The sequence below is a fragment of the Bradyrhizobium monzae genome, from assembly GCF_021458635.1.
Classification (GTDB): Bacteria; Pseudomonadota; Alphaproteobacteria; order Rhizobiales; family Xanthobacteraceae; genus Bradyrhizobium.
Genome location: NZ_JAIRDQ010000005.1, coordinates 23,018 through 41,190, shown reverse-complemented (window position 1 = coordinate 41,190; position 18,173 = coordinate 23,018). Strand labels below are relative to the sequence as shown.

The 18,173-nt window shown below is 64.6% G+C and carries 21 protein-coding genes and 1 pseudogene; 11 read left to right on the top strand and 11 right to left on the bottom strand.

Annotated features, from left to right (window positions below):
- Positions 1 to 42: 42 nt before the first annotated feature.
- The 10 genes and pseudogenes from K3F49_RS19465 to K3F49_RS19420 all read left to right on the top strand — a co-directional run bounded on the left by K3F49_RS19465 (position 43) and on the right by K3F49_RS19420 (position 6,010).
- Entirely contained in the window at positions 43 to 975 is a 933-nt protein-coding gene (locus tag K3F49_RS19465; RefSeq protein WP_234682566.1) for a SurA N-terminal domain-containing protein, read from the top strand.
- On the top strand, positions 975 to 1,985 hold the full coding sequence (gene pdxA, locus K3F49_RS19460) for a 4-hydroxythreonine-4-phosphate dehydrogenase PdxA (protein WP_234682565.1): 1,011 nt from the start codon (positions 975 to 977) through the stop codon (positions 1,983 to 1,985). Before K3F49_RS19465 ends, pdxA begins: the two co-directional genes overlap by 1 nt.
- Positions 1,985 to 2,839 carry a 16S rRNA (adenine(1518)-N(6)/adenine(1519)-N(6))-dimethyltransferase RsmA gene (rsmA, locus tag K3F49_RS19455; protein ID WP_234682564.1) on the top strand — a complete coding sequence of 285 codons (855 nt, stop codon included), beginning with the start codon at positions 1,985 to 1,987 and terminating at the stop codon, positions 2,837 to 2,839. Before pdxA ends, rsmA begins: the two co-directional genes overlap by 1 nt.
- A 25-nt stretch (positions 2,840 to 2,864) precedes the next feature.
- Positions 2,865 to 3,923: an alcohol dehydrogenase gene (locus K3F49_RS19450; protein WP_234682563.1), complete on the top strand. Its 1,059-nt coding sequence runs from the start codon at positions 2,865 to 2,867 to the stop codon at positions 3,921 to 3,923.
- A 145-nt stretch (positions 3,924 to 4,068) separates the two neighbouring features.
- Positions 4,069 to 4,230 (top strand): annotated as a pseudogene (locus tag K3F49_RS19445) (Flp family type IVb pilin).
- A gap of 60 nt (positions 4,231 to 4,290) precedes the next feature.
- Positions 4,291 to 4,503, top strand: a complete 213-nt coding sequence (locus K3F49_RS19440; protein ID WP_234682562.1) for a hypothetical protein — start codon at positions 4,291 to 4,293, stop codon at positions 4,501 to 4,503.
- Between the two features lie 265 nt (positions 4,504 to 4,768).
- Positions 4,769 to 5,179, top strand: coding sequence for a phosphonate metabolism protein PhnM (locus K3F49_RS19435; protein ID WP_234682561.1), 411 nt, complete (start codon positions 4,769 to 4,771; stop codon positions 5,177 to 5,179).
- Positions 5,180 to 5,276: 97 nt separating this feature from the next.
- The gene (locus tag K3F49_RS19430; protein WP_234682560.1) at positions 5,277 to 5,468 is read left to right on the top strand and encodes a hypothetical protein; all 192 of its coding nucleotides are present in this window, start codon (positions 5,277 to 5,279) and stop codon (positions 5,466 to 5,468) included.
- A 34-nt stretch (positions 5,469 to 5,502) separates the two neighbouring features.
- Positions 5,503 to 5,679, top strand: coding sequence for a hypothetical protein (locus K3F49_RS19425; protein ID WP_234682559.1), 177 nt, complete (start codon positions 5,503 to 5,505; stop codon positions 5,677 to 5,679).
- 61 nt (positions 5,680 to 5,740) lie between these two features.
- Positions 5,741 to 6,010: a hypothetical protein gene (locus K3F49_RS19420; RefSeq protein WP_234682558.1), complete on the top strand. Its 270-nt coding sequence runs from the start codon at positions 5,741 to 5,743 to the stop codon at positions 6,008 to 6,010.
- On the opposite strand, the gene K3F49_RS19415 is transcribed toward K3F49_RS19420, so the two are convergent.
- Positions 5,969 to 6,283, bottom strand: coding sequence for an AtuA-related protein (locus tag K3F49_RS19415; protein WP_234683003.1), 315 nt, complete (start codon positions 6,281 to 6,283; stop codon positions 5,969 to 5,971). The two genes, K3F49_RS19420 and K3F49_RS19415, sit on opposite strands and share 42 nt — an antisense overlap.
- Positions 6,284 to 6,349: 66 nt before the next feature.
- Positions 6,350 to 7,687: an acyclic terpene utilization AtuA family protein gene (locus K3F49_RS19410; protein ID WP_234682557.1), complete on the bottom strand. Its 1,338-nt coding sequence runs from the start codon at positions 7,685 to 7,687 to the stop codon at positions 6,350 to 6,352.
- A 279-nt stretch (positions 7,688 to 7,966) separates the two neighbouring features.
- Here K3F49_RS19410 and K3F49_RS19405 point away from each other — a divergent pair, with 279 nt between their 5' ends.
- Positions 7,967 to 9,214, top strand: coding sequence for a hypothetical protein (locus K3F49_RS19405; RefSeq protein WP_234682556.1), 1,248 nt, complete (start codon positions 7,967 to 7,969; stop codon positions 9,212 to 9,214).
- Here K3F49_RS19405 and gmk read toward each other — a convergent pair.
- The 9 genes from gmk to K3F49_RS19360 form a co-directional block, all read right to left on the bottom strand.
- Positions 9,147 to 9,806, bottom strand: a complete 660-nt coding sequence (gmk, locus tag K3F49_RS19400; protein ID WP_234682555.1) for a guanylate kinase — start codon at positions 9,804 to 9,806, stop codon at positions 9,147 to 9,149. The two genes, K3F49_RS19405 and gmk, sit on opposite strands and share 68 nt — an antisense overlap.
- Before the next feature lie 3 nt (positions 9,807 to 9,809).
- Entirely contained in the window at positions 9,810 to 10,697 is an 888-nt protein-coding gene (locus K3F49_RS19395) for a YicC/YloC family endoribonuclease (protein ID WP_234682554.1), read from the bottom strand.
- A 131-nt stretch (positions 10,698 to 10,828) separates the two neighbouring features.
- A complete protein-coding gene (gene mltG, locus K3F49_RS19390; RefSeq protein ID WP_234682553.1) occupies positions 10,829 to 12,100 on the bottom strand; it encodes an endolytic transglycosylase MltG in 1,272 nt (423 codons plus the stop codon).
- A 126-nt stretch (positions 12,101 to 12,226) separates the two neighbouring features.
- Entirely contained in the window at positions 12,227 to 13,492 is a 1,266-nt protein-coding gene (fabF, locus tag K3F49_RS19385; protein WP_234682552.1) for a beta-ketoacyl-ACP synthase II, read from the bottom strand.
- Positions 13,493 to 13,600: 108 nt separating this feature from the next.
- Positions 13,601 to 13,840 carry an acyl carrier protein gene (locus tag K3F49_RS19380; RefSeq protein ID WP_008130699.1) on the bottom strand — a complete coding sequence of 80 codons (240 nt, stop codon included), beginning with the start codon at positions 13,838 to 13,840 and terminating at the stop codon, positions 13,601 to 13,603.
- 308 nt (positions 13,841 to 14,148) lie between these two features.
- Positions 14,149 to 14,886, bottom strand: coding sequence for a 3-oxoacyl-[acyl-carrier-protein] reductase (gene fabG, locus K3F49_RS19375; protein WP_234682551.1), 738 nt, complete (start codon positions 14,884 to 14,886; stop codon positions 14,149 to 14,151).
- Between the two features lie 70 nt (positions 14,887 to 14,956).
- On the bottom strand, positions 14,957 to 15,916 hold the full coding sequence (fabD, locus tag K3F49_RS19370) for an ACP S-malonyltransferase (protein ID WP_234682550.1): 960 nt from the start codon (positions 15,914 to 15,916) through the stop codon (positions 14,957 to 14,959).
- A 174-nt stretch (positions 15,917 to 16,090) separates the two neighbouring features.
- Positions 16,091 to 17,116, bottom strand: a complete 1,026-nt coding sequence (locus tag K3F49_RS19365) for a fatty acid desaturase family protein (RefSeq protein ID WP_234682549.1) — start codon at positions 17,114 to 17,116, stop codon at positions 16,091 to 16,093.
- A 3-nt stretch (positions 17,117 to 17,119) separates the two neighbouring features.
- Positions 17,120 to 17,839 carry a TetR/AcrR family transcriptional regulator C-terminal domain-containing protein gene (locus K3F49_RS19360; protein WP_234682548.1) on the bottom strand — a complete coding sequence of 240 codons (720 nt, stop codon included), beginning with the start codon at positions 17,837 to 17,839 and terminating at the stop codon, positions 17,120 to 17,122.
- Positions 17,840 to 18,173: the final 334 nt, after the last annotated feature.

Below are 18,173 nucleotides of genomic sequence, written 5' to 3'. Positions count from 1 at the left end.
CCCGATCGCAGGATCATCTCGGCTGACATGCGAGCGACAACCATGACGACCCGACTGCCTTTCTTCCGCCTCCCCCTCCTCGTGCTGGCCTCCGTACTGGTTCTCGCCGGCGCGCCGGCGCATGCGCAGAACATTGTCGTCATGGTCAACGGCGATCCCATCACCGATTTCGACATCGAGCAGCGCTCCAAGCTCGACACGCTGACGACGCAGAAGACCCCGAGCCGGCAGGACGTCATCAACATCCTGATCGACGACAAGATCAAGATAAAGGAAGGCAAGAAATACGGCGTCGACCCCACCGTTTCCGACGTCAACCAGTCCTACGAGGGCATGGCGCAACGCATGCGCATCTCGATCGATCAGCTCACCAAATCGCTCGAGAGCAAGGGCGTGCGCCCCGACACTCTCAAGAGCCGCATGAAGTCCGAGATGGTGTGGACCAGCCTCGTGCGCGGCCGCTTCAAGGAGAAGCTGCTGATCAGCGAGAGGGAGGTCGCCGACAAGGTGCGCGAAGGCGGCGAAGAGAAGCTTCAGATCGAGGGCACCGAGTACAAGATGCAGCCGATCGTGCTGATCGTGCCGCGCGGCTCGTCGGCCGCTTTCCAGGAGACGCGGATGAAGGAAGCCGAGCAATACCGCTCGCGTGTCGGAAGCTGCGAGGAAGCCAATTCGCTGTTCCGTTCGACGCCGAACGCCACCATCCGCGACAGCGTCACCAAGACCACCGCCGACCTGCCGGAGTCGCTGCGCAAGGTTCTCGACGACACCGCGATCGGCCACCTCACGGCCCCCGAAGTAACCAAGTCCGGCATCGAGATGGTCGTGCTTTGCTCGCGCAAGCCGACCACGATCGATACGCCGAAGAAGCGCGAGATCCGCGAGAAGATGTATACGGACAAGTACGAGAAGACCCAGAAGGCCTATCTCGACGAGCTCCGCAAAGCGGCGATGATCGAATATCGCAACCGCTGATGGCCGCTCCCGCAAAGCCCCTTGCACTGACGCTCGGAGAGCCCGCCGGCATCGGCCCCGACATCACCATCGCGGCCTGGCTCAGGCGCCGCGAGCTCGGCCTTCCCGCCTTCTATCTGCTCGGCGACGAGGCGCTGATCGGGCAGCGCGCCAAAGCACTCGGCGCCGACATCAGGATCGCCGCGGTGAGCCCGGGCGAAGTCGAGACCGTCTTTGCCGATGCCCTGCCCGTGGTTGCGACCGGCGAGCGTGCGACCGCTGCGCCCGGTAAGCCCGATGCCTCGAGTGCACCGGCAGCCCTTGTCTCGATCCGCCAGGCGGTCAGCGACGTCCGTGCCGGACGCGCCGGCGCCGTCGTCACCAACCCGATCGCCAAGAGCGTGCTTTACCGCGCCGGCTTCCGTCATCCCGGCCACACCGAATTCCTCGCCGAGCTCGCGAGCGTCGATGCCAGCGTGCCGCAGCCGGTGATGATGCTGTGGTCGCCGCGGCTCGCCGTGGTGCCGGTGACGATCCACGTTTCCTTGCGGGAGGCCCTCAGCCAGCTCACGAGCGAGCTCATCGTCTCGACCGTGCGCATCGTCGCAACCGAGCTGACATCCCGCTTCGGCGTTGCGCGGCCGCGGATCGCGATCTCCGGCCTCAATCCGCATGCCGGCGAGGACGGCTCGCTCGGCCATGAGGAGCAGACCGTGATCGCCCCGGCGCTCAAAGTCCTGCGCAATGACGGCATCGACGTCAGGGGACCGCTGCCTGCCGACACCATGTTCCACGAGGCCGCGCGCGCCGGCTATGACTGCGCGGTCTGCATGTATCACGACCAGGCGCTGATCCCGATCAAGACGGTGGCGTTCGACGACGCCGTCAATGTCACGCTCGGCCTGCCCTTCATCCGCACCTCGCCCGATCACGGCACCGCCTTCGATATCGCCGGCACCGGCAAGGCCAATCCGGCGAGCCTGATCGCGGCACTCAAGCTTGCCAGCCGCATGGCGGCTGCAAACAGCTGATGAGCGCGATCGACGACCTCCCGCCGCTTCGCGAGGTCATTCGCCAGCACGCCCTGTCGGCCCGCAAATCGCTGGGCCAGAACTTTCTGCTCGATCTCAATCTCACCGCGCGGATCGCGCGCGCGGCAGCGCCGCTGGAAGAGAGCACCATCGTCGAGATCGGCCCGGGCCCGGGCGGGCTGACACGCGCGCTGCTCGCGCTCGGCGCCAAGCGCGTCATCGCGATCGAGCATGACGAGCGCGCGATCCCGGCGTTGAATGATATTTCTGCGCGCTATCCCGGCCGGCTCGAAATCGTGCATGGCGATGCCATGACGTTCGATCCGCGTCCGCTGCTCGGGCGGGAGCGCGCGAAGATCGTCGCCAATCTGCCCTACAACATCGCGACCCAGCTGCTGATCAACTGGCTCACCACCGAGCCCTGGCCGCCATGGTTCGACATGATGGTGCTGATGTTTCAGCGCGAGGTCGGCGAGCGCATCGTCGCGCGCGAGGACGAGGAGGCCTATGGCCGGCTCGGCGTGCTTGCCAACTGGCGCTGCGAGACGAAAATCCTGTTCGACATTTCGCCGTCTGCCTTCGTGCCGCCGCCGAAAGTCACCTCCTCGGTCGTGCGCCTCAAGCCGCGCGCGGAGCCGCTACCCTGCGATCGCAGGATGCTCGAACAGGTCGCGGCCGCGGCCTTCGGCCAGCGCCGTAAAATGCTGCGCCAGAGCCTGAAATCGCTCGGTGTCGATCCCGCGCGGCTTGCGGCAGCCGCCGGCGTCGATGCGACGCGGCGCGCCGAGACCATTCCCATCTCCGGCTTTGTTGCCATGGCGCGTGAATTGGCGGATATACGAACCGAAACGTGAGAATGGAAATTCCGGAGGGAAGAAAATGGCGTTGATGCGTCGGCAGTCGCTGGTCAAGTTCGATGCGCCCTTGTGCGAGACCATCGTCGATACGCCCAAGCCGCAAGCACGTGAGGTGCTGGTGCGCATCGAGCGCTGCGGCCTCTGCCATTCCGACCTGCACATCCAGGATGGCTATGCCGATCTGGGCGGCGGCAAGAAGCTCGACACCACACGCGGCATGACGCTGCCCTTCACGCTCGGCCACGAGATCGCCGGCGTCGTCGATGAAGTCGGCCCCGACGTGCCGGCGGGTCTCGTCGGTTCGAACAAGGCGGTGTTTCCCTGGATCGGTTGCGGCCAGTGCCGCGACTGCAAGAACGGCGACGAGAACCTCTGCGCGAAACAGCGCTTCCTCGGCGTCTCCATCGACGGCGGATTCGCCACCCACGTGCTGGTGCCCGACGCAAAATATCTGCTCGACTACGATCCGCTGCCCGTCAACCAGGCCGCGACCTTGATGTGCTCTGGCGTCACCGCCTATGGTGCGCTCAAGCGCCTGGTCGACCGTCCGCGTCAGCGCAATCTGCTGCTGATCGGTCTCGGCGGCGTCGGCATGATGGGACTGTCGTTCGCGCAAGCGATGTTCAAGCAGCCGATCACGGTCGCCGATCTCTCGCCGGCCGCGCGCGATACCGCGCTGAAGAACGGCGCGGCCAACGCCTATGATCCCTCCGAGCCCGACGTCATCAAACGCATCCTGAAGGAGACCGACGGCGGTTTTGACGAGGTCGTCGATTTCGCGGGCAACGAGAAGTCGATGGCCTTTGCGGTCGCGGTTGCCGCGCGCGGCGGCAAGGTCGTCGTTTCCGGCCTGATGGGCGGCCAGTTCACGCTGCCGATGGTGCAGTGGGTCTACAAGCGCCTCACGGTCGAGGGTTTTATGGTCGGCACGCTTGCCGAGGCGCATGAACTGATGGCGCTCGCCCGCGCCGGCAAGATCAAGCCGACGCCGATGCGCGAAGAGCCGATGGGCGATGTCCAGAAATGGATCGACGAGCTGCGAGCCGGCCACGTGGTCGGCCGCATCGTGCTGAAGAACTGAGCTTCGACCGGCGGCGGGATACGCATCTCGCCGCCGCTTTCGTTTTGCGCCATTAACTCGGAATTCACGCGAGACCGGTTCCGCATATTGAAGCGCGACCTGCGAACTACGGTCTCATCATCGCTCTTCGGATTCCGGCGTGCCCATGCAGACCTTTTGCCGCTTCCTGGCGGACGAATTCGGCGCGACGGCGATCGCGCGTACGGTCTGATCCGCCGGCATTGCGCTGGCCAACATCGCGGTGGTCAACAATCTCGGTTCGACGCTGAAGCTGAAGTTGGGCTCGATCGGTTCGTCGCTGAAGTGAGCTCGCTACGTGCGATGCCCGGCGCGCGGAACGGCTACGGCTGCGCCGCGTTGGCTGCGCATGTCCATTCGCTGCACCGTCGAAAGCGCGTTCTTCATTGCCTGGAGCTTCCTCGAGAAGAGCGGCGAGCTCGGCTCGCCCGACACGTCCGCCAACATCATTCTCGATGCGATCGAGGTGCAGCTCAAAACCGGCGAGCGCCGGCCGCTGATGCTCGCCAACAGGGCGATCGACGCCTATCGCGACCAGACGGCCTGTTTCGAAATTCCGTAGTTCTCCGGCCCAGAACAAAGTTCGAGGCGTGGCTCGCGTGCAACGCGGGAGGCTCTTCCGCGGGGTCGGCAGAAAGTTAACGCCCGCGGCCGCCCCAGTTCCACGGATGGACCCGGGCGAACTTGCCCCAATCTGCCGAATTCCGATAGCCGGCTACCCCGGAAATTTGCATAAAACCAAAGCACAACTTGCAATGGGATGCGAACGGCCGTTCAATGCACGCATAAGCTGACAGCACATTGTATCACCTACGGTTTTGAGTGGAATGCGCATCCTTCTTATCATTCTGGGCATCTGGCTCCTGATCAACGTCCTCTTCGTCGTGATTATGATCCCGCCGCGCAAGCCCCGGAAATCGAATCAGCCGCGATCGTCGAGCGGACTCGCACCTGTCCCGATCGGCCGAAACGCCTACGACGAGGACGAAAGGGTCTCGCTGCGCCACACAATCATTGCCATTGCGATGGGGGCGCTATTCTCGCTGACGCCGCCTCTGCTGCAGGCCGTCGACGACATCAAGCGGATCATCGGCAGATACCGCAAGCCGGGGCACCGCACCGGGCCGGCAGGCCACGAACGATCCCTCGGGGCGCCCCTGAAAGAGCTCCGCGCGCAGGAGAACCCGACGCCGGCCGATGGATCGTCATCCCGTGAGCATGACGCCTCGAAGCACTGAAGCTGCGCGTCACCCAATCACTTCGCCCTAAAGGTTGGAACACCGCGAACCACCCGCGCGTTGGCCTCTCGTCAAGGCAACAACGGAGTCTGGGCGCATGACGAAGCCGCTGACACAAACGGTGCAGCCAGTTCCCGACGAAAACCAGAGCCACAAGGGCGCCGGCAGCGTGCCGGCCGTTCCCGTCGACACTACCAAAGGCCATCGCGACGACGAGAAGCAGAACATCCGTGAGCAGGCAGCCCACGGCAACCTCACCCAGAACACCAGCAACCGCCGCATGGGATAGGCAAAACCAGGGGATCGACAGAGGAGAGACAAGCTTGGTCAATCTCGGCAAATGGTACGATCCGATTTCCGAACGCTGGATCGCGCCGCGCGAACTCCGCTCTGCAACCCCTTCCCCCCGCGCCAGCGAGAACCACGTCCTCGAGCTTCAGAGGACAGTCGAGATCCAGCGCATCTGGCGCCTGTTGGTTGACTGCTGCGCAAGCAAGTAATGCTCTTGCGCGCTTGTGACGGCGGCGGAACGCAACGTCGGCCGCGCCGTTGTCATCCAGCATGACCGATCCCGCATCACCCGCCAGGCCCGTCGCAACCGCGATCCGCTATCTCTCGATCATCGTCGGCTGCGGCTGCCTGATGCTCGCCGCCATCTGCTTGGCCATCGCGTGCCAGGTCTTCATTCAAACTGGCGTGTTCGCGGAGTCCTACGCGATCGTGGGATTGATCAGCGGCGTATTGGGGCTGCTGGCGCTGAAGCTGGCGAACGTGTTGAGACAAGCTCGCTCACCCGCGCAATGCCGGGAGATCCAAGTCAAGCAGCGCTGAACTCAAGCTCTTGCCATGCTGATCGACAGCAAGCGAGCGTGTTACTCCGCCGCCCAGCGCGTCCATCAGCACAAAATTGAGCGCACCGATGGTTGGCATTTCGAAACGCTTGACGTCGCCACGTACGATGCTTGCGAACAGAAGCTTGACCCGATCGGCCGTCACGTGCTCCCGCAGAAATTCATAGTTTGCCGGATCGAAGGCAATCACCGAGATATTCGATGTGTTGCCCTTGTCGCCGGTCCGGGAATGGGCAATTTCACGCAGCTTCATGGTCATGGTCTCTTCTGAATTTGACGTCGGTCCTGAGGTAACCCGCGGCTGGGCGCTGACACTGCCTCACGCCTCGAACAGCTGGATCGCAGGTGACGTCAACTCCTTGGGCACCAGAACCGATGCCACGGCGATAATCTCCCGCGCGGACTTGAATGCACCGCCGCCTCCGGCCGGTCCGTTGGTGTAGAGCGTTTCGACCTCGTTGCCGATCAACACGGCTTCGGCAAGGCTATTGGTGCGGCCGGCCGCTCTGATTCGAACTTCGTATGGATCGTGGCCCTCGGAGAGCTCGCTGCCGTACAATGCGTTCGCCCCGATCAAGTCGAAGCGCTGCTCGTTCATTTGGACGCCGCACAATTCCAGCCTCTGCCGAACTATTTCCAGCGCCAGCCTCCCCCGCGCCAACGCGCCGGGACCGCCGTAGGACATCTGCCCCTCGCCGATGTAGCTGTCGATATAGCCTACGGAGGTCTTGTATGTCGGCGTCGCCGGCTTGCCGGTCGCGCCGGAAATGCTCACCCTGTCAGGGCCGATCTGCTTGACGGTCACGTTGGAGAAATCGGCGACCACGTCGGGCTGGATGTAGTTTGCGGGATCGTGGACCTCGTACAGCAACTGCTCCTTGCAGGTGGCTTCGGTCACGGCGCCGCCCGATCCCTCAACCTTCGTAATCACGACGTTGCCATCCTCGCTCACTTCCCCGATGGGAAAGCCGAGACGTGCCAGACCCGCGACGTCCTTCAAACCGGGATCGGCGAAATAGCCACCGGTAATCTGGCCGGCACACTCCAGGAGGTGCCCAACCAGAGCTCCGCGACCCAGCGAGTCCCAGTCGTCGTTCGCCCAGCCGAACTCGTGAAGCAGAGGCGCCAGGAACAGTGCGGGATCGCCGACCCGCCCCGTGATGACCACGTCTGCACCGGCCTGCAGCGCCCGCACGATCGGCTCTGCCCCGAGATACGCATTCGCCGATAACAGCCGATTGCCGAGATCGCCGATGCGTCCGTCGATTTCCAGAAACGGGAAGTTTCCCTGCTTGCAAACGTCCAGCACGTCGTCGCCGACGACCGCGGCAATCTTCAGGCCTGCAATCCCCAATTCCCTGGCAATCCTGGCCGTCTTCCGCGCCGCAGCCTGCGGATTGGCCGCGCCCATATTGGTGATGATCTTGATGCCCTTGGCCTTGCAGATCGCCAACACCGCACGCATGCGCCGTTCCAGCAGGGGATCGTAGCCAGCATCCGGATTTTTCATCTTCTCCTGTTGCGCCAGCGCGATGGTGCGCTCGGCGAGGCACTCGAAGCCAAGGTACTGAATGTGACCTTTCTCGGCGAGTTCGATGGCCGGCTCGATGCGATCACCCGAGTAGCCCGCTCCGGAGCCGATCCTGATCGTTCTCATGCGTGCGCCTCTCAATGCTCACAACGGGAATACGCCGAAGATAACGCATGCCATGGTCATCACGACAGATGCACCTCGCTGGGGGCGCCGCGGCTCCGGCACCTTCCGCCGCTCCGACGATTGCTAGGGAACCTGGACCAAGCAATAGCGTCAGCAAAAAGCCTGATTTCGCGGTGGAACGAACGCCGTGCAGGCCCAATTCAAGCCACATCCTCTCCGGATTTGCGGCTCATTGCCACCTAACTCTTTGTTGAGAAAGGGAAGGTAACGAGTTGCGTCATGCGTAAACGGGAGACCAGGATGGGCAACCGCACCGCAAAGTTCATATCCGCGCTGGTAGGCAGCATCATCGCCGGCGCACCGTTGGCCGCTGTTTCGCAGAACGCGCCAAGCGCACCCAGCGCCGCAAGCGCGGCCAATGCGGCAGCCGACTGTCTCGCCTCGCCGAAGGGTGTCGCGCCGCAGGGCCAGCACTGGCACTTCCGCGTGGAGCGCGGGACCAAACGGCAATGCTGGTATCTGCGCGCCGAAGGTGCCAAGGAAGGTGCTAAGGCCACGCAGAGCGCTCAGGCGACGCCCGATGCGCCGAATGCGGCTCCAGCCGCGCCGCAATCGGTGCAGAATGCGCATGCCGAATACATCGCGCCGCAGACCAGTGCTGCAGCGAGCCCGCCGGCGCCGGCCGCAGCCTCGACGCAGCAGGCTCCCAGCGCCACCGATGCCAATGCAGCGCAGCCCTCCGTCGCCACGCGCTGGCCCGATCCGGCACCCGCTTCGCCTGCGCCGCAGCCTTCAGCTGCAACGGATGCCGCACCTGCAGCGGCGTCCGCACAGCCGAACGCGAAGCCGGCCACATCCCCCGCCCCATTGACGCTCGCCGCGGCAGACGCGCCCGCGGACAAGCCAACCGGATCGGTGCAGATGCTGCTGCTCGTCATCGCCGGCGCGCTGGCGCTCGCCGGCGTCCTCGCCAGCGTGATTTATCGCTTCGCCGGTGGACGCGCGCGCGCCCGGACGGCCGATCGCCGCGTGAACTGGGATCATCGGCAGGATGACGAGGACAGCCGCGCGCCCTGGCATTCCGAGCCGGCGCCTCGCGTCGAACGGCCGCTTCCGGTGGACTTCGACGCCATGCGCCTGGAAGCCCCGCAGATCGCCGCATTCTCCAACGCCATTGGCCGGATCGCTGCGCAGAGCCGCTCCCTCGAGGTTGTGACCGCAGAGTCTGACGAGACCGGGATCGACTATTTCGACGGCGAATTCGAGATCGAGGCCCCGGCGGCTGTCCTCGCCGCCGACGACGTTCACAACGAAGAGCCGGCAAAGCACGACGCGGACGCGCAAGACGACCATGCACGCGACGACAACGGCGTCGATATCGACATCATCACGGCGATGCTGGAGCGGCTGGCGACGGAAGGGCCGCGGCTGACGCAGCCTCGCCCTGAAGCCGACCATGCTAGCCTTGAAGCTGACCTTGCAGCCCTCGCACGAAGCTCACGAGGCCGGTCCGCCGCTCGCGCTTGAGGCGCTCGGCCTTCAGGATCGACTGCACCTCGGCGAAGGCGTCATCGAGATTGTGGTTGATGACGATGTAGTCGTACTCGGCCCAGTGGCTCATCTCGTGGCTGGCGCGGCTCATGCGCTTGCGGATCACCTCGTCGGAATCCTGCGCGCGCGAATGCAGCCGCTTCTCGAGATCGGCCGCTGAGGGTGGCAGGATGAAGACGCTGACGACGTCGGCGCGCGCTTTTTCGCGCAACTGCTGGGTACCCTGCCAGTCGATGTCGAACAGCACGTCCTGCCCCGCCGACAGCGCGGCCTCGACGGGCGCGCGCGGCGTACCGTAGCTGTTGTCGAACACGGTTGCCCATTCCAGCAGCTCGTCGCCCTTCACCATGGCGTCGAACCTGGGCTTGTCGACGAACAGATAGTCGCGGCCGTCGACCTCGCCGGGCCGCATCGACCGCGTCGTCGCCGACACCGACATGCGCAGGCCGGGCATGCGGTCGATCAGGAGACGCGACAGCGTCGTCTTGCCCGCGCCCGATGGCGAGGACAGCACGAACATCAGCCCGCGCCGCTCGACACCGTCAGTTCCGTGACCGCCCGTCGTCATCGATCACTCCAGATTCTGGACCTGCTCGCGGAATTGCTCGACCACGTTCTTCATGGCAAGGCCGGTATTGGTCAGCTCGATGTCGTTCGACTTCGAGCAGCAGGTGTTGACCTCGCGGTGAAACTCCTGCGCCAGAAAATCGAGCTTGCGCCCGATCGGGCCGCCCTTGCCGATCAGCTCGCGCGCCTGCGCGACGTGCGAGGCGATGCGGTCGAGCTCCTCGCGGATGTCGGCCCTGGTCGCGATCAGGATCGCTTCCTGCATCAGGCGATCGGAATCGAAACGGTCGGAGGTGTCCAGCAGCGCGGCGATCTGCTCGGCGAGCCTCGCCTTGATCGCCTCGGGCTTGCGGCCCGGCGCGGCTTCCGCCTTCTTCGCCAGCTGCTCGACCTCGTCGACACGTTGGATCAGGATCTGGCCGAGCGAGCTGCCCTCGCGCTTGCGCATCGCCACGAGTTCATCGAGCGCCTTGTCGAAGGCTTCAGCCGCGGCAACCCGCGCGGCGTTGTCCTCCTCCTCATCACCCTCGGGCTCGGCAACCTCAATGACACCCTTGATGGCCAAAAGTCCGTCAACGCTCGGCGCGACCGCGTCGACCTTTCCGGCAATGACGGCGGCCGCCTTCAGCACGGCGTTGAGCACGTCCTCGTTGACGCGGACGGTGGCGGCCGCATTGGCACGCTTGACGCTCAGATTGGCGTAGACGGTGCCGCGCGACAACAGTTCGCCCGCGCGCTTCTTGGCGTGGGCCTCGAGCTCGTCGAACCCTTGCGGCAGCCGCACCCTGAGATCAAAGCCCTTGGCGTTGACCGACTTCAATTCCCATTCGAACGTATACGGCCCGCTAGCGCCGTGGCTTCGGGCAAAGCCGGTCATGGACGACAGCGCCATCAGGTCAAATTCTCCGGAAACATGGATTCGCGAGGCCATCAGGCCACGCGAATCTTAAGACTATTTTGCAGGAAAGTGGAATCCGCAAAGTCCCGTGGCAGGTCTGCGCAGGGGCGGACCCGGACCAAGGCCTAGCGCTGGATCACCGGCGGCGACGGCTGCACCGCGCCCTGCCGTGCGGGCGCGGGATTGGCTGGCCGCGCCGGCGGTTTCTTCTGCTGGGTCGGCTTGGGCGTGGTCGCGGTCGGTGCCGTATCGACGGCCGCTGGCGCGGCGGCGGCCGGCGCCGGCGCGTCATCGGCCGGCTCGACCGTGTCGTTCTGGATCTGCTTCTCCATCGCGCGCAACTTGGCGACGTTCTTCTGGTGCGCGTCGTAGGTCTCGGTGAAGGCGTGCCCGCCGGTGCCGTCCGCCACGAAGAAGAGGTCGCGGGTTCGGGCCGGGTTGGCGGCCGCCTCCAGCGAGGCGCGGCCGGGGTTGGCGATCGGGCCCGGCGGTAAGCCCTCGATCACATAGGTGTTGTAGGGTGACGGCTGCGTGATCTCGCTGCGCTTGATCGGGCGTCCCAGGGTGCCCTTACCGCCGACGAGGCCGTAGATGATGGTCGGATCGGACTGCAGCTTGATCTTCTGCTTGAGCCGATTGACGAACACGGCAGCGACGCGGCTGCGCTCATCCGGTTTGCCGGTCTCCTTCTCGACGATCGAGGCGAGCGTTTCCAGCTGCTCCGGGGTCTTGACCGGAAGGTCCTGGCTGCGGCGCTCCCAGATCTCCGCGAGCACGCGCTTGTGCGCCTGCTGCATGCGCTGGATCACCTGGTCGCGCGGGGTCCCGCGCGGGAACTTGTAGGTCTCCGGCAGCAGCGTGCCTTCACGCGGCAATTCGCGCACGCTGCCGGTGAAGATGTCGTTGTCGGACAGCCGCGCCACGATCTGCTCGGAGGTCAGGCCTTCCGGAATCGTGACGGAATGCTGCACCACCTTGCCCTCGACGATGGTGGCGATGACGTCACGCAGGGATGCGTTCTTCTGGAACGAATATTCCCCCGGCTTCAGGTCCGAGCTCGCCTTCAGCGCAGCCACCGCGGCGATGAACACCCACGGATTGACATCGGTCACGCCTTCCTTGTTCAGGGTCTCGGCGATGTCACGCTTGCCCGCACGCTGCGGGATGTTGACGATCTTGTCTTCCTTCAGCGGCCCCGGCGCCTCGAGCGCCTGCCGACCGTAATAATAGGCGCCGCCGGCGCCGAGCATGGCGATCAGCAGCAGGGTGATGATGGCGTTGCCGACCACGACGAACGGGTTGCGCGCCCGCTCCGAACGCTTCGGCGGCGGCGGGACCTGCTCGGGCTCGAGCGCTGCCCGCGGACTCCGGGGCGAAATGGGCGGCCTTTCACTCATCGAAGCAACCTGAATCCTGCCGGTTCAATCGCAGCCTGACAATCGCTTGCCGAGCCAAATGCACGCGCCCGAGGGTATGACTTATCGCCGAATACGGCAAAACGGTGGATTCGTTGCAAACACAAACTAATGGGCCAGCCGCCGGAGGATCACCGACGCATTGGTACCGCCGAAACCGAAAGAATTCGACAACGCGACGTTGACCTCGCGCTGCTTCGCCTTATGCGGCACGAGATCGATCGCGGTCTCCACCGACGGGTTGTCCAGGTTGATGGTCGGCGGGACGATGTTATCGCGAATCGCGAGGATGGCGAAGATCGCCTCGATCGCGCCGGCCGCGCCGAGCAGATGGCCGGTCGACGATTTGGTCGAGGACATCGCAACCTTGGAGGCAGCATTGCCGAGCAGCCGCTCCACCGCGCCGAGCTCGATCTCGTCGCCGAGCGGCGTCGAGGTGCCGTGTGCGTTGATATAGTCGAGGTCGGATGCGGTCAGACCTGCGCGCTTGAGCGCCGCCGACATGCTCCGGAAGCCGCCATCACCATCGGGCGCCGGCGACGTTATGTGATAGGCGTCACCTGACAGGCCGTAGCCAATCACCTCGGCATAGATCTTCGCGTGGCGGCGCTGGGCGTGCTCCAGCTCCTCCAGGACGAGGACGCCGGCGCCCTCGCCCATCACGAAGCCGTCGCGGTCCTTGTCATAGGGACGCGAGGCCTTCTCGGGCGTGTCGTTGAAGCCGGTCGAGAGCGCACGCGCGGCGTTGAAGCCGGCAATGCCGATACGGCTGATCGGCGACTCCGCGCCGCCAGCGACCATGACGTCGGCATCGCCCAGCGCGATCAGCCGCGCGGCGTCGCCGACGGCATGCGCACCGGTCGAGCAGGCCGTGACCACCGAATGGTTCGGCCCCTTCAGCCCGTGCTTGATCGAGACATAGCCGGAGGCGAGATTGATCAGGCGGCCCGGAATGAAGAATGGCGACACCCGGCGGGGTCCGCGCTCCTTCAGCAGGATCGCCGTTTCGGCAATGCCGTTGAGGCCGCCGATGCCCGAGCCGATCATGGTGCCGGTCGCGCATTTGTCCTCTTCGGTCTCCGGATGCCAGTTGGCATCGTCGAGCGCCTGGCCGGCCGCGGCCATGCCGAAGATGATGAAGTCGTCGACCTTGCGCTGGTCTTTCGGCTCCATCCAGATATCGGGATTGAAGCTGTCGTTGCTGCCGTCGCCGCGCACGACTGTGCAGGCGTATTTGGTCTGCAGATCGGAGACATCGAAGCTCTCGATCCTGCGTGCACCGCTTTCGCCGTTGAGGATGCGTTTCCAGGTTGGCTCGACGCCGCAGCCGAGTGGCGACACCATGCCGAGACCAGTGACGACAACCCGCCTCATATCCGAAAACTCCGAATCGAAAGATTCACGGCCAATAACAAGAAACCGGCTGACCGCTGCGAAGCGGCCCGTCCGGTTTCAATGTTGTCCCCGCGAAAATGAAGAGCCTTAGCTCTTCGCGTTCTTCTCGAGAAACTTCGTAGCGTCGCCGACGGTGAGAATCGTTTCCGCGGCGTCGTCCGGAATCTCGCACCCGAATTCTTCTTCGAACGCCATCACCAGTTCGACGGTGTCCAGACTGTCGGCGCCGAGGTCATCGATGAAGCTCGCTGCGTCGACAACCTTCTCGGGTTCAACACCAAGGTGTTCGACCACGATCTTCTTAACCCGCTCGCCAATGTCACTCATTGCATAACCTCGTGTTGTTCCCTGTAGACCCGACCCCCCGGGACGATACGAGCCGTCGTGGTCGTTGACTGCCTTCGCTTACGAACTTTGATTTGGCCCCACCTTAACCGATGGAGGCCCGGCGAACGACGGCCAAGGCTCCGCATCGCCAATATACAGGGTTTCAAAAACCTGCAATGGCGTTCTTTGCCCATCCGTTGAAGGTCCGGTTATCACACTTCAACTGCCTTGACTACACGCCTCAATTCGCTCCGAAAACGCCGTTTGCCGCATCCTGCCCGCCCATGTGGGCAGTGCGGAACGACGTATCAGATCATGGCCATGCCGCCGTTGACATGGATGGTCTGGCCGGTGACGTAGGCCGCTTCGTTCGAACTCAGGTAGACCGCGGCCGCCGCAATGTCCTCGGGCGTGCCCAGGCGATTGGCCGGAACCTTGGTCAGAATCGTCTCGCGCTGCTTGTCGTTGAGCGCATCCGTCATCGGCGTCTTGATGAAGCCGGGTGCAATGCAGTTCGCGGTCACGCCGCGCTTTGCGTATTCGGCCCCTAGCGTCTTGATCATGCCGATCAGGCCGGCCTTCGACGCGGTGTAGTTGCCCTGCCCGGGATTGCCGGTGACGCCGACCACCGAGGTGATGGCAATGATACGGCCGAAGCGCTTGCGCATCATCAATTTGGTGGCGGCGCGCGCCAGGCGGAAGGTCGCGGTCAGATTGACGTTGATGACCTCGTCCCAATCCTCATCACGAAGCTGAACGAACAGATTGTCACGCGTGATGCCGGCGTTGGCGATCAGAATGTCGACCTGGCCCATCGCAGCTTCCGCGGCCGGGACCAGCGCCTCGACCTCGTCGGCCTTGGAGAGATTGCAGGGCAGCACGAAGGTGCGCTCGCCGAGCTTGCCGGCCAGTTCGTCCAGCACGTCCTTGCGCGTCCCCGAGATCGCAACGGTCGCGCCCTGGGCGTGCAGCGCCTGTGCGATCGCGCCGCCGATACCGCCGGTCGCGCCGGTGACGAGCGCCTTTTTGCCAGTCAGATCGAACATCGAAAACTCCTCCAAAGCACGACGATCCGGAAAAGTGTGCAGCGGCTTTCCGGAAAGATCGTGCGCAAACTTAAGCTTGCTTCGCAGCAGCCAATGCATCCTTGGCGGCGGCAATGTCATTCGGACCGCCCACGGCAACGCCGACGGCGCCGTCGGCAATACGCTTGACGAGGCCCGTCAGCACCTTGCCCGCGCCGATCTCGAAGAATCGGGTGACGCCCTGCCCCGCCATGTAACCAACCGACTCGCGCCAGCGCACCGTGCCGGTGACCTGCTCGACCAGGCGGCGGCGGATCTCGTCAGGATCGGTGATGGCGCTTGCGAGCACGTTTGAGACCAGCGGCGCAGCCGGCGCCTTGATCGTGACCTTGGACAGCGCCTCGGCCATCGCGTCCGCGGCGGGCTGCATCAGCTTGCAATGGAACGGCGCGGACACCGGCAGCAGCATGGCGCGCTTGGCGCCCTTGGTCTTCGCGATCTCGACGGCGCGGTCGACCGCGGCCTTGTCGCCGGAGACGACCACCTGGCCGCCGCCATTGTCATTGGCGGCCTGGCAGACCTGCCCCTGTGCCGCCTCCTTGGCGACCTCAATGGCCGCATCGTAATCGAGGCCGAGCAGCGCGGCCATCGCGCCGGCGCCGACCGGCACGGCTTTTTGCATTGCGAGACCGCGGATGCGAAGCAGCCGCGCGGTGTCCGAGATCGTCAAGCTGCCGGCCGCAGCCAGCGCCGAATATTCGCCGAGCGAGTGACCGGCAACGAACGCCGCATCCCGCCCCACGGAAAACCCTGCTTCAGCCTCCAGCACCCGCAGGGTCGCCACAGACACCGCCATCAGGGCCGGCTGGGCGTTCTCGGTGAGCTGAAGGGTTTCGGCCGGACCATCCCAGATCGTGGCCGTCAGCTTCTCTCCAAGCGCGGCGTCGACCTCGTCGAACACGGCGCGCGCCACCGGAAAGGCGTCGGCCAGAGCCTTGCCCATGCCAACGGCCTGGGAACCCTGCCCCGGAAATGTGAATGCTGCCGTCATCGGCGCTCCCTGGATCGCTCGAGCCGTGTGCTTCGAGAACCCGGCAGCCGATGACGTCCGGCCCGAGCCTTGGTTCCCGACCATGCTCCGAAAGGGGCCGTAGACACTGTCCGGGGCCGGACTGTCAAGCCAAGACGGTGGCCTTGGCCGGCATTCAACTGCTGACGCGGCCTCTCAAAACCCGCCGGCCTTCTGATCCGCACCAACTTCGGCACCGGCCTGCGCGCGGCGCGCATTGCTGACCAATTGGCCCGGCCGGTCGTCGCGGTTCGGCTTGGCGGTAGCGAGTCGCAGCACTGCGGCGTAATTCGGCTGCACCTCCATCCGCTCCGCATGCCGGCTTTCACTGAGCAGGCGGTGCACCTTCGGCAGATTGTAGCAGGGCACGTAGAACAGCAGATGATGCTCGAGGTGATAGTTCACGTAGTACGGCGCGATGAACAGACGCTCGAGGAAATTGGCATGCGTGGTGCGGGTGTTGCGCAAGGGATCGCTGCTGTCGGGAACGACAGCATGCTCGGCGATGTTGCGGATGCGGGTGATGACCATCATCCAGGTCAACAGCGGCACCAGCCATAGCAGCGGATAGGCCCACCACACGCCGGCCGCCGTGAGCGCGGCGAACATCGCGGCGTTGACCAGGCATTGCGGCCCGAGCTTCTCCCAGAAATGCGCGGCGCGCTGCCGCCACGGCCAGTCCTTCGGCCCGAGCGCGTTGAGCAATTGCGCCTTGCGCTGCTGGTAGCCGGTCTGTCCGGTGACGTCGCGGATGAACTTGCGGCGATAGCTCAGCCTGGTGATCGGAAACGGCGCCGACAGCACCAGATCAGGGTCATCCTCCTGCTGGGTGCGTGCATGATGCTGCAGGTGATAGCGCCGATAGCTGCGCGTCTCGGCAAAGAGCGGATAGGCGCAGAGCCACTGGCTCAAGGCCAGATTGGTCTTCTCGTCCGCGGACAGGCAACCATGCGCGCCGTCATGCATGAGGATCGCCAAGCCGAGCTGGCGCGAGCCGATGATGGCGACGGCGAGAACATAGGTGATCGGATTGGGCCACCACGCGACCAAGGCGACCGCGCCAATGATCAACGCCCAGGCGTGCGCGATCATCGCGACACCCTTCCAGGTCACGCGCTGACGCACGTCGACCAGTTGATCGTCGGTCAGGAAATCGCGGGCACGCATCCGAAGCGCGGTCATGGCCTACCTCTCCTCGTTCGAATTGTTTGATGCGCCACGCTCGTCGACGAGACGCAGGCGCGCAGCATCGCCAGTGGATTTCGCCTGCTCGCCGAGCACGCGCAGCATCTCTTCGCAGAGTGCCTCGGGCGAGCGGCCCATGGCGTAGCCCTCGAGAATGACACCGATGGCGACCGCCCAGAACCGCCGCGAGCTGTCGTCGGGCGCGCGCAGCGAGCGCCAGCCATGGCGGGCGACCTGGCCCGCATAAGCCCGTGCGCCTTCGCTGTGCAGGCGTTCGATAGTGCGCTCGACCAGCGGCGCCAGATCCTGTCGCCGCCGCGTCAGCATCAACGCCTCGGCGAAGAAGGCGATCGAATCGCTGGCGGTCACGGTCTCGGCCAGCGCGTGGGTGTATTCCCGCGGTGTGCGCGCCTTCAGCGCCGCCTGCTCGGTCGCGCGCGCCAGATACAGGAGATCGCGGCAGGCGCATTCGACGAACAGCGCCTCCTTGGTGCGGAAGTAATAGGTGATCTGGCTCGGGAAGGCGTCCGCGGCGGCTGCGATATCGGTGATCGCGGTGCCCAACAGCCCCCGCTCCCGAAACAGCGGGCTCGCGGCGTCCAGCAGCAGGGAACGCATCTTGCGCCCAGCCGAGCGCGTAGCCCGCGCGGCATGTTTGGGGTCACCAGCCGTCTCAAACGGCTCCTGATCAAACGGCTCCCCGGCCGACTTTTCCGTCATCGGATCTCTCCTGACTTATTTGTATGATATACAAACAAAGAGATCAAGCCGGATGTGGTATAAGAGGACCGGTCCCACCACCCGCTCCGGTACGATCCGGGCCGAAAATCCGGCCGCAAACCTTGCCAAGCCGGCCAAAATCCGTATAACGCGCGCATCCGCAGACCCCGGCCGGGAGCTGAACGGACGGTCTCAGCAAATCATTCGTGATTTTGGTGTGGCAGGGCCAGTCGGCCCGTCGTCCCGTGTTTCCGCCTTCTGAGCTTAATCCCAGAGTCCTTTCCGAAGGTCTCTTAAGGGCTTGACGCCGGGCAATGCGCTAACACGAGGAAAG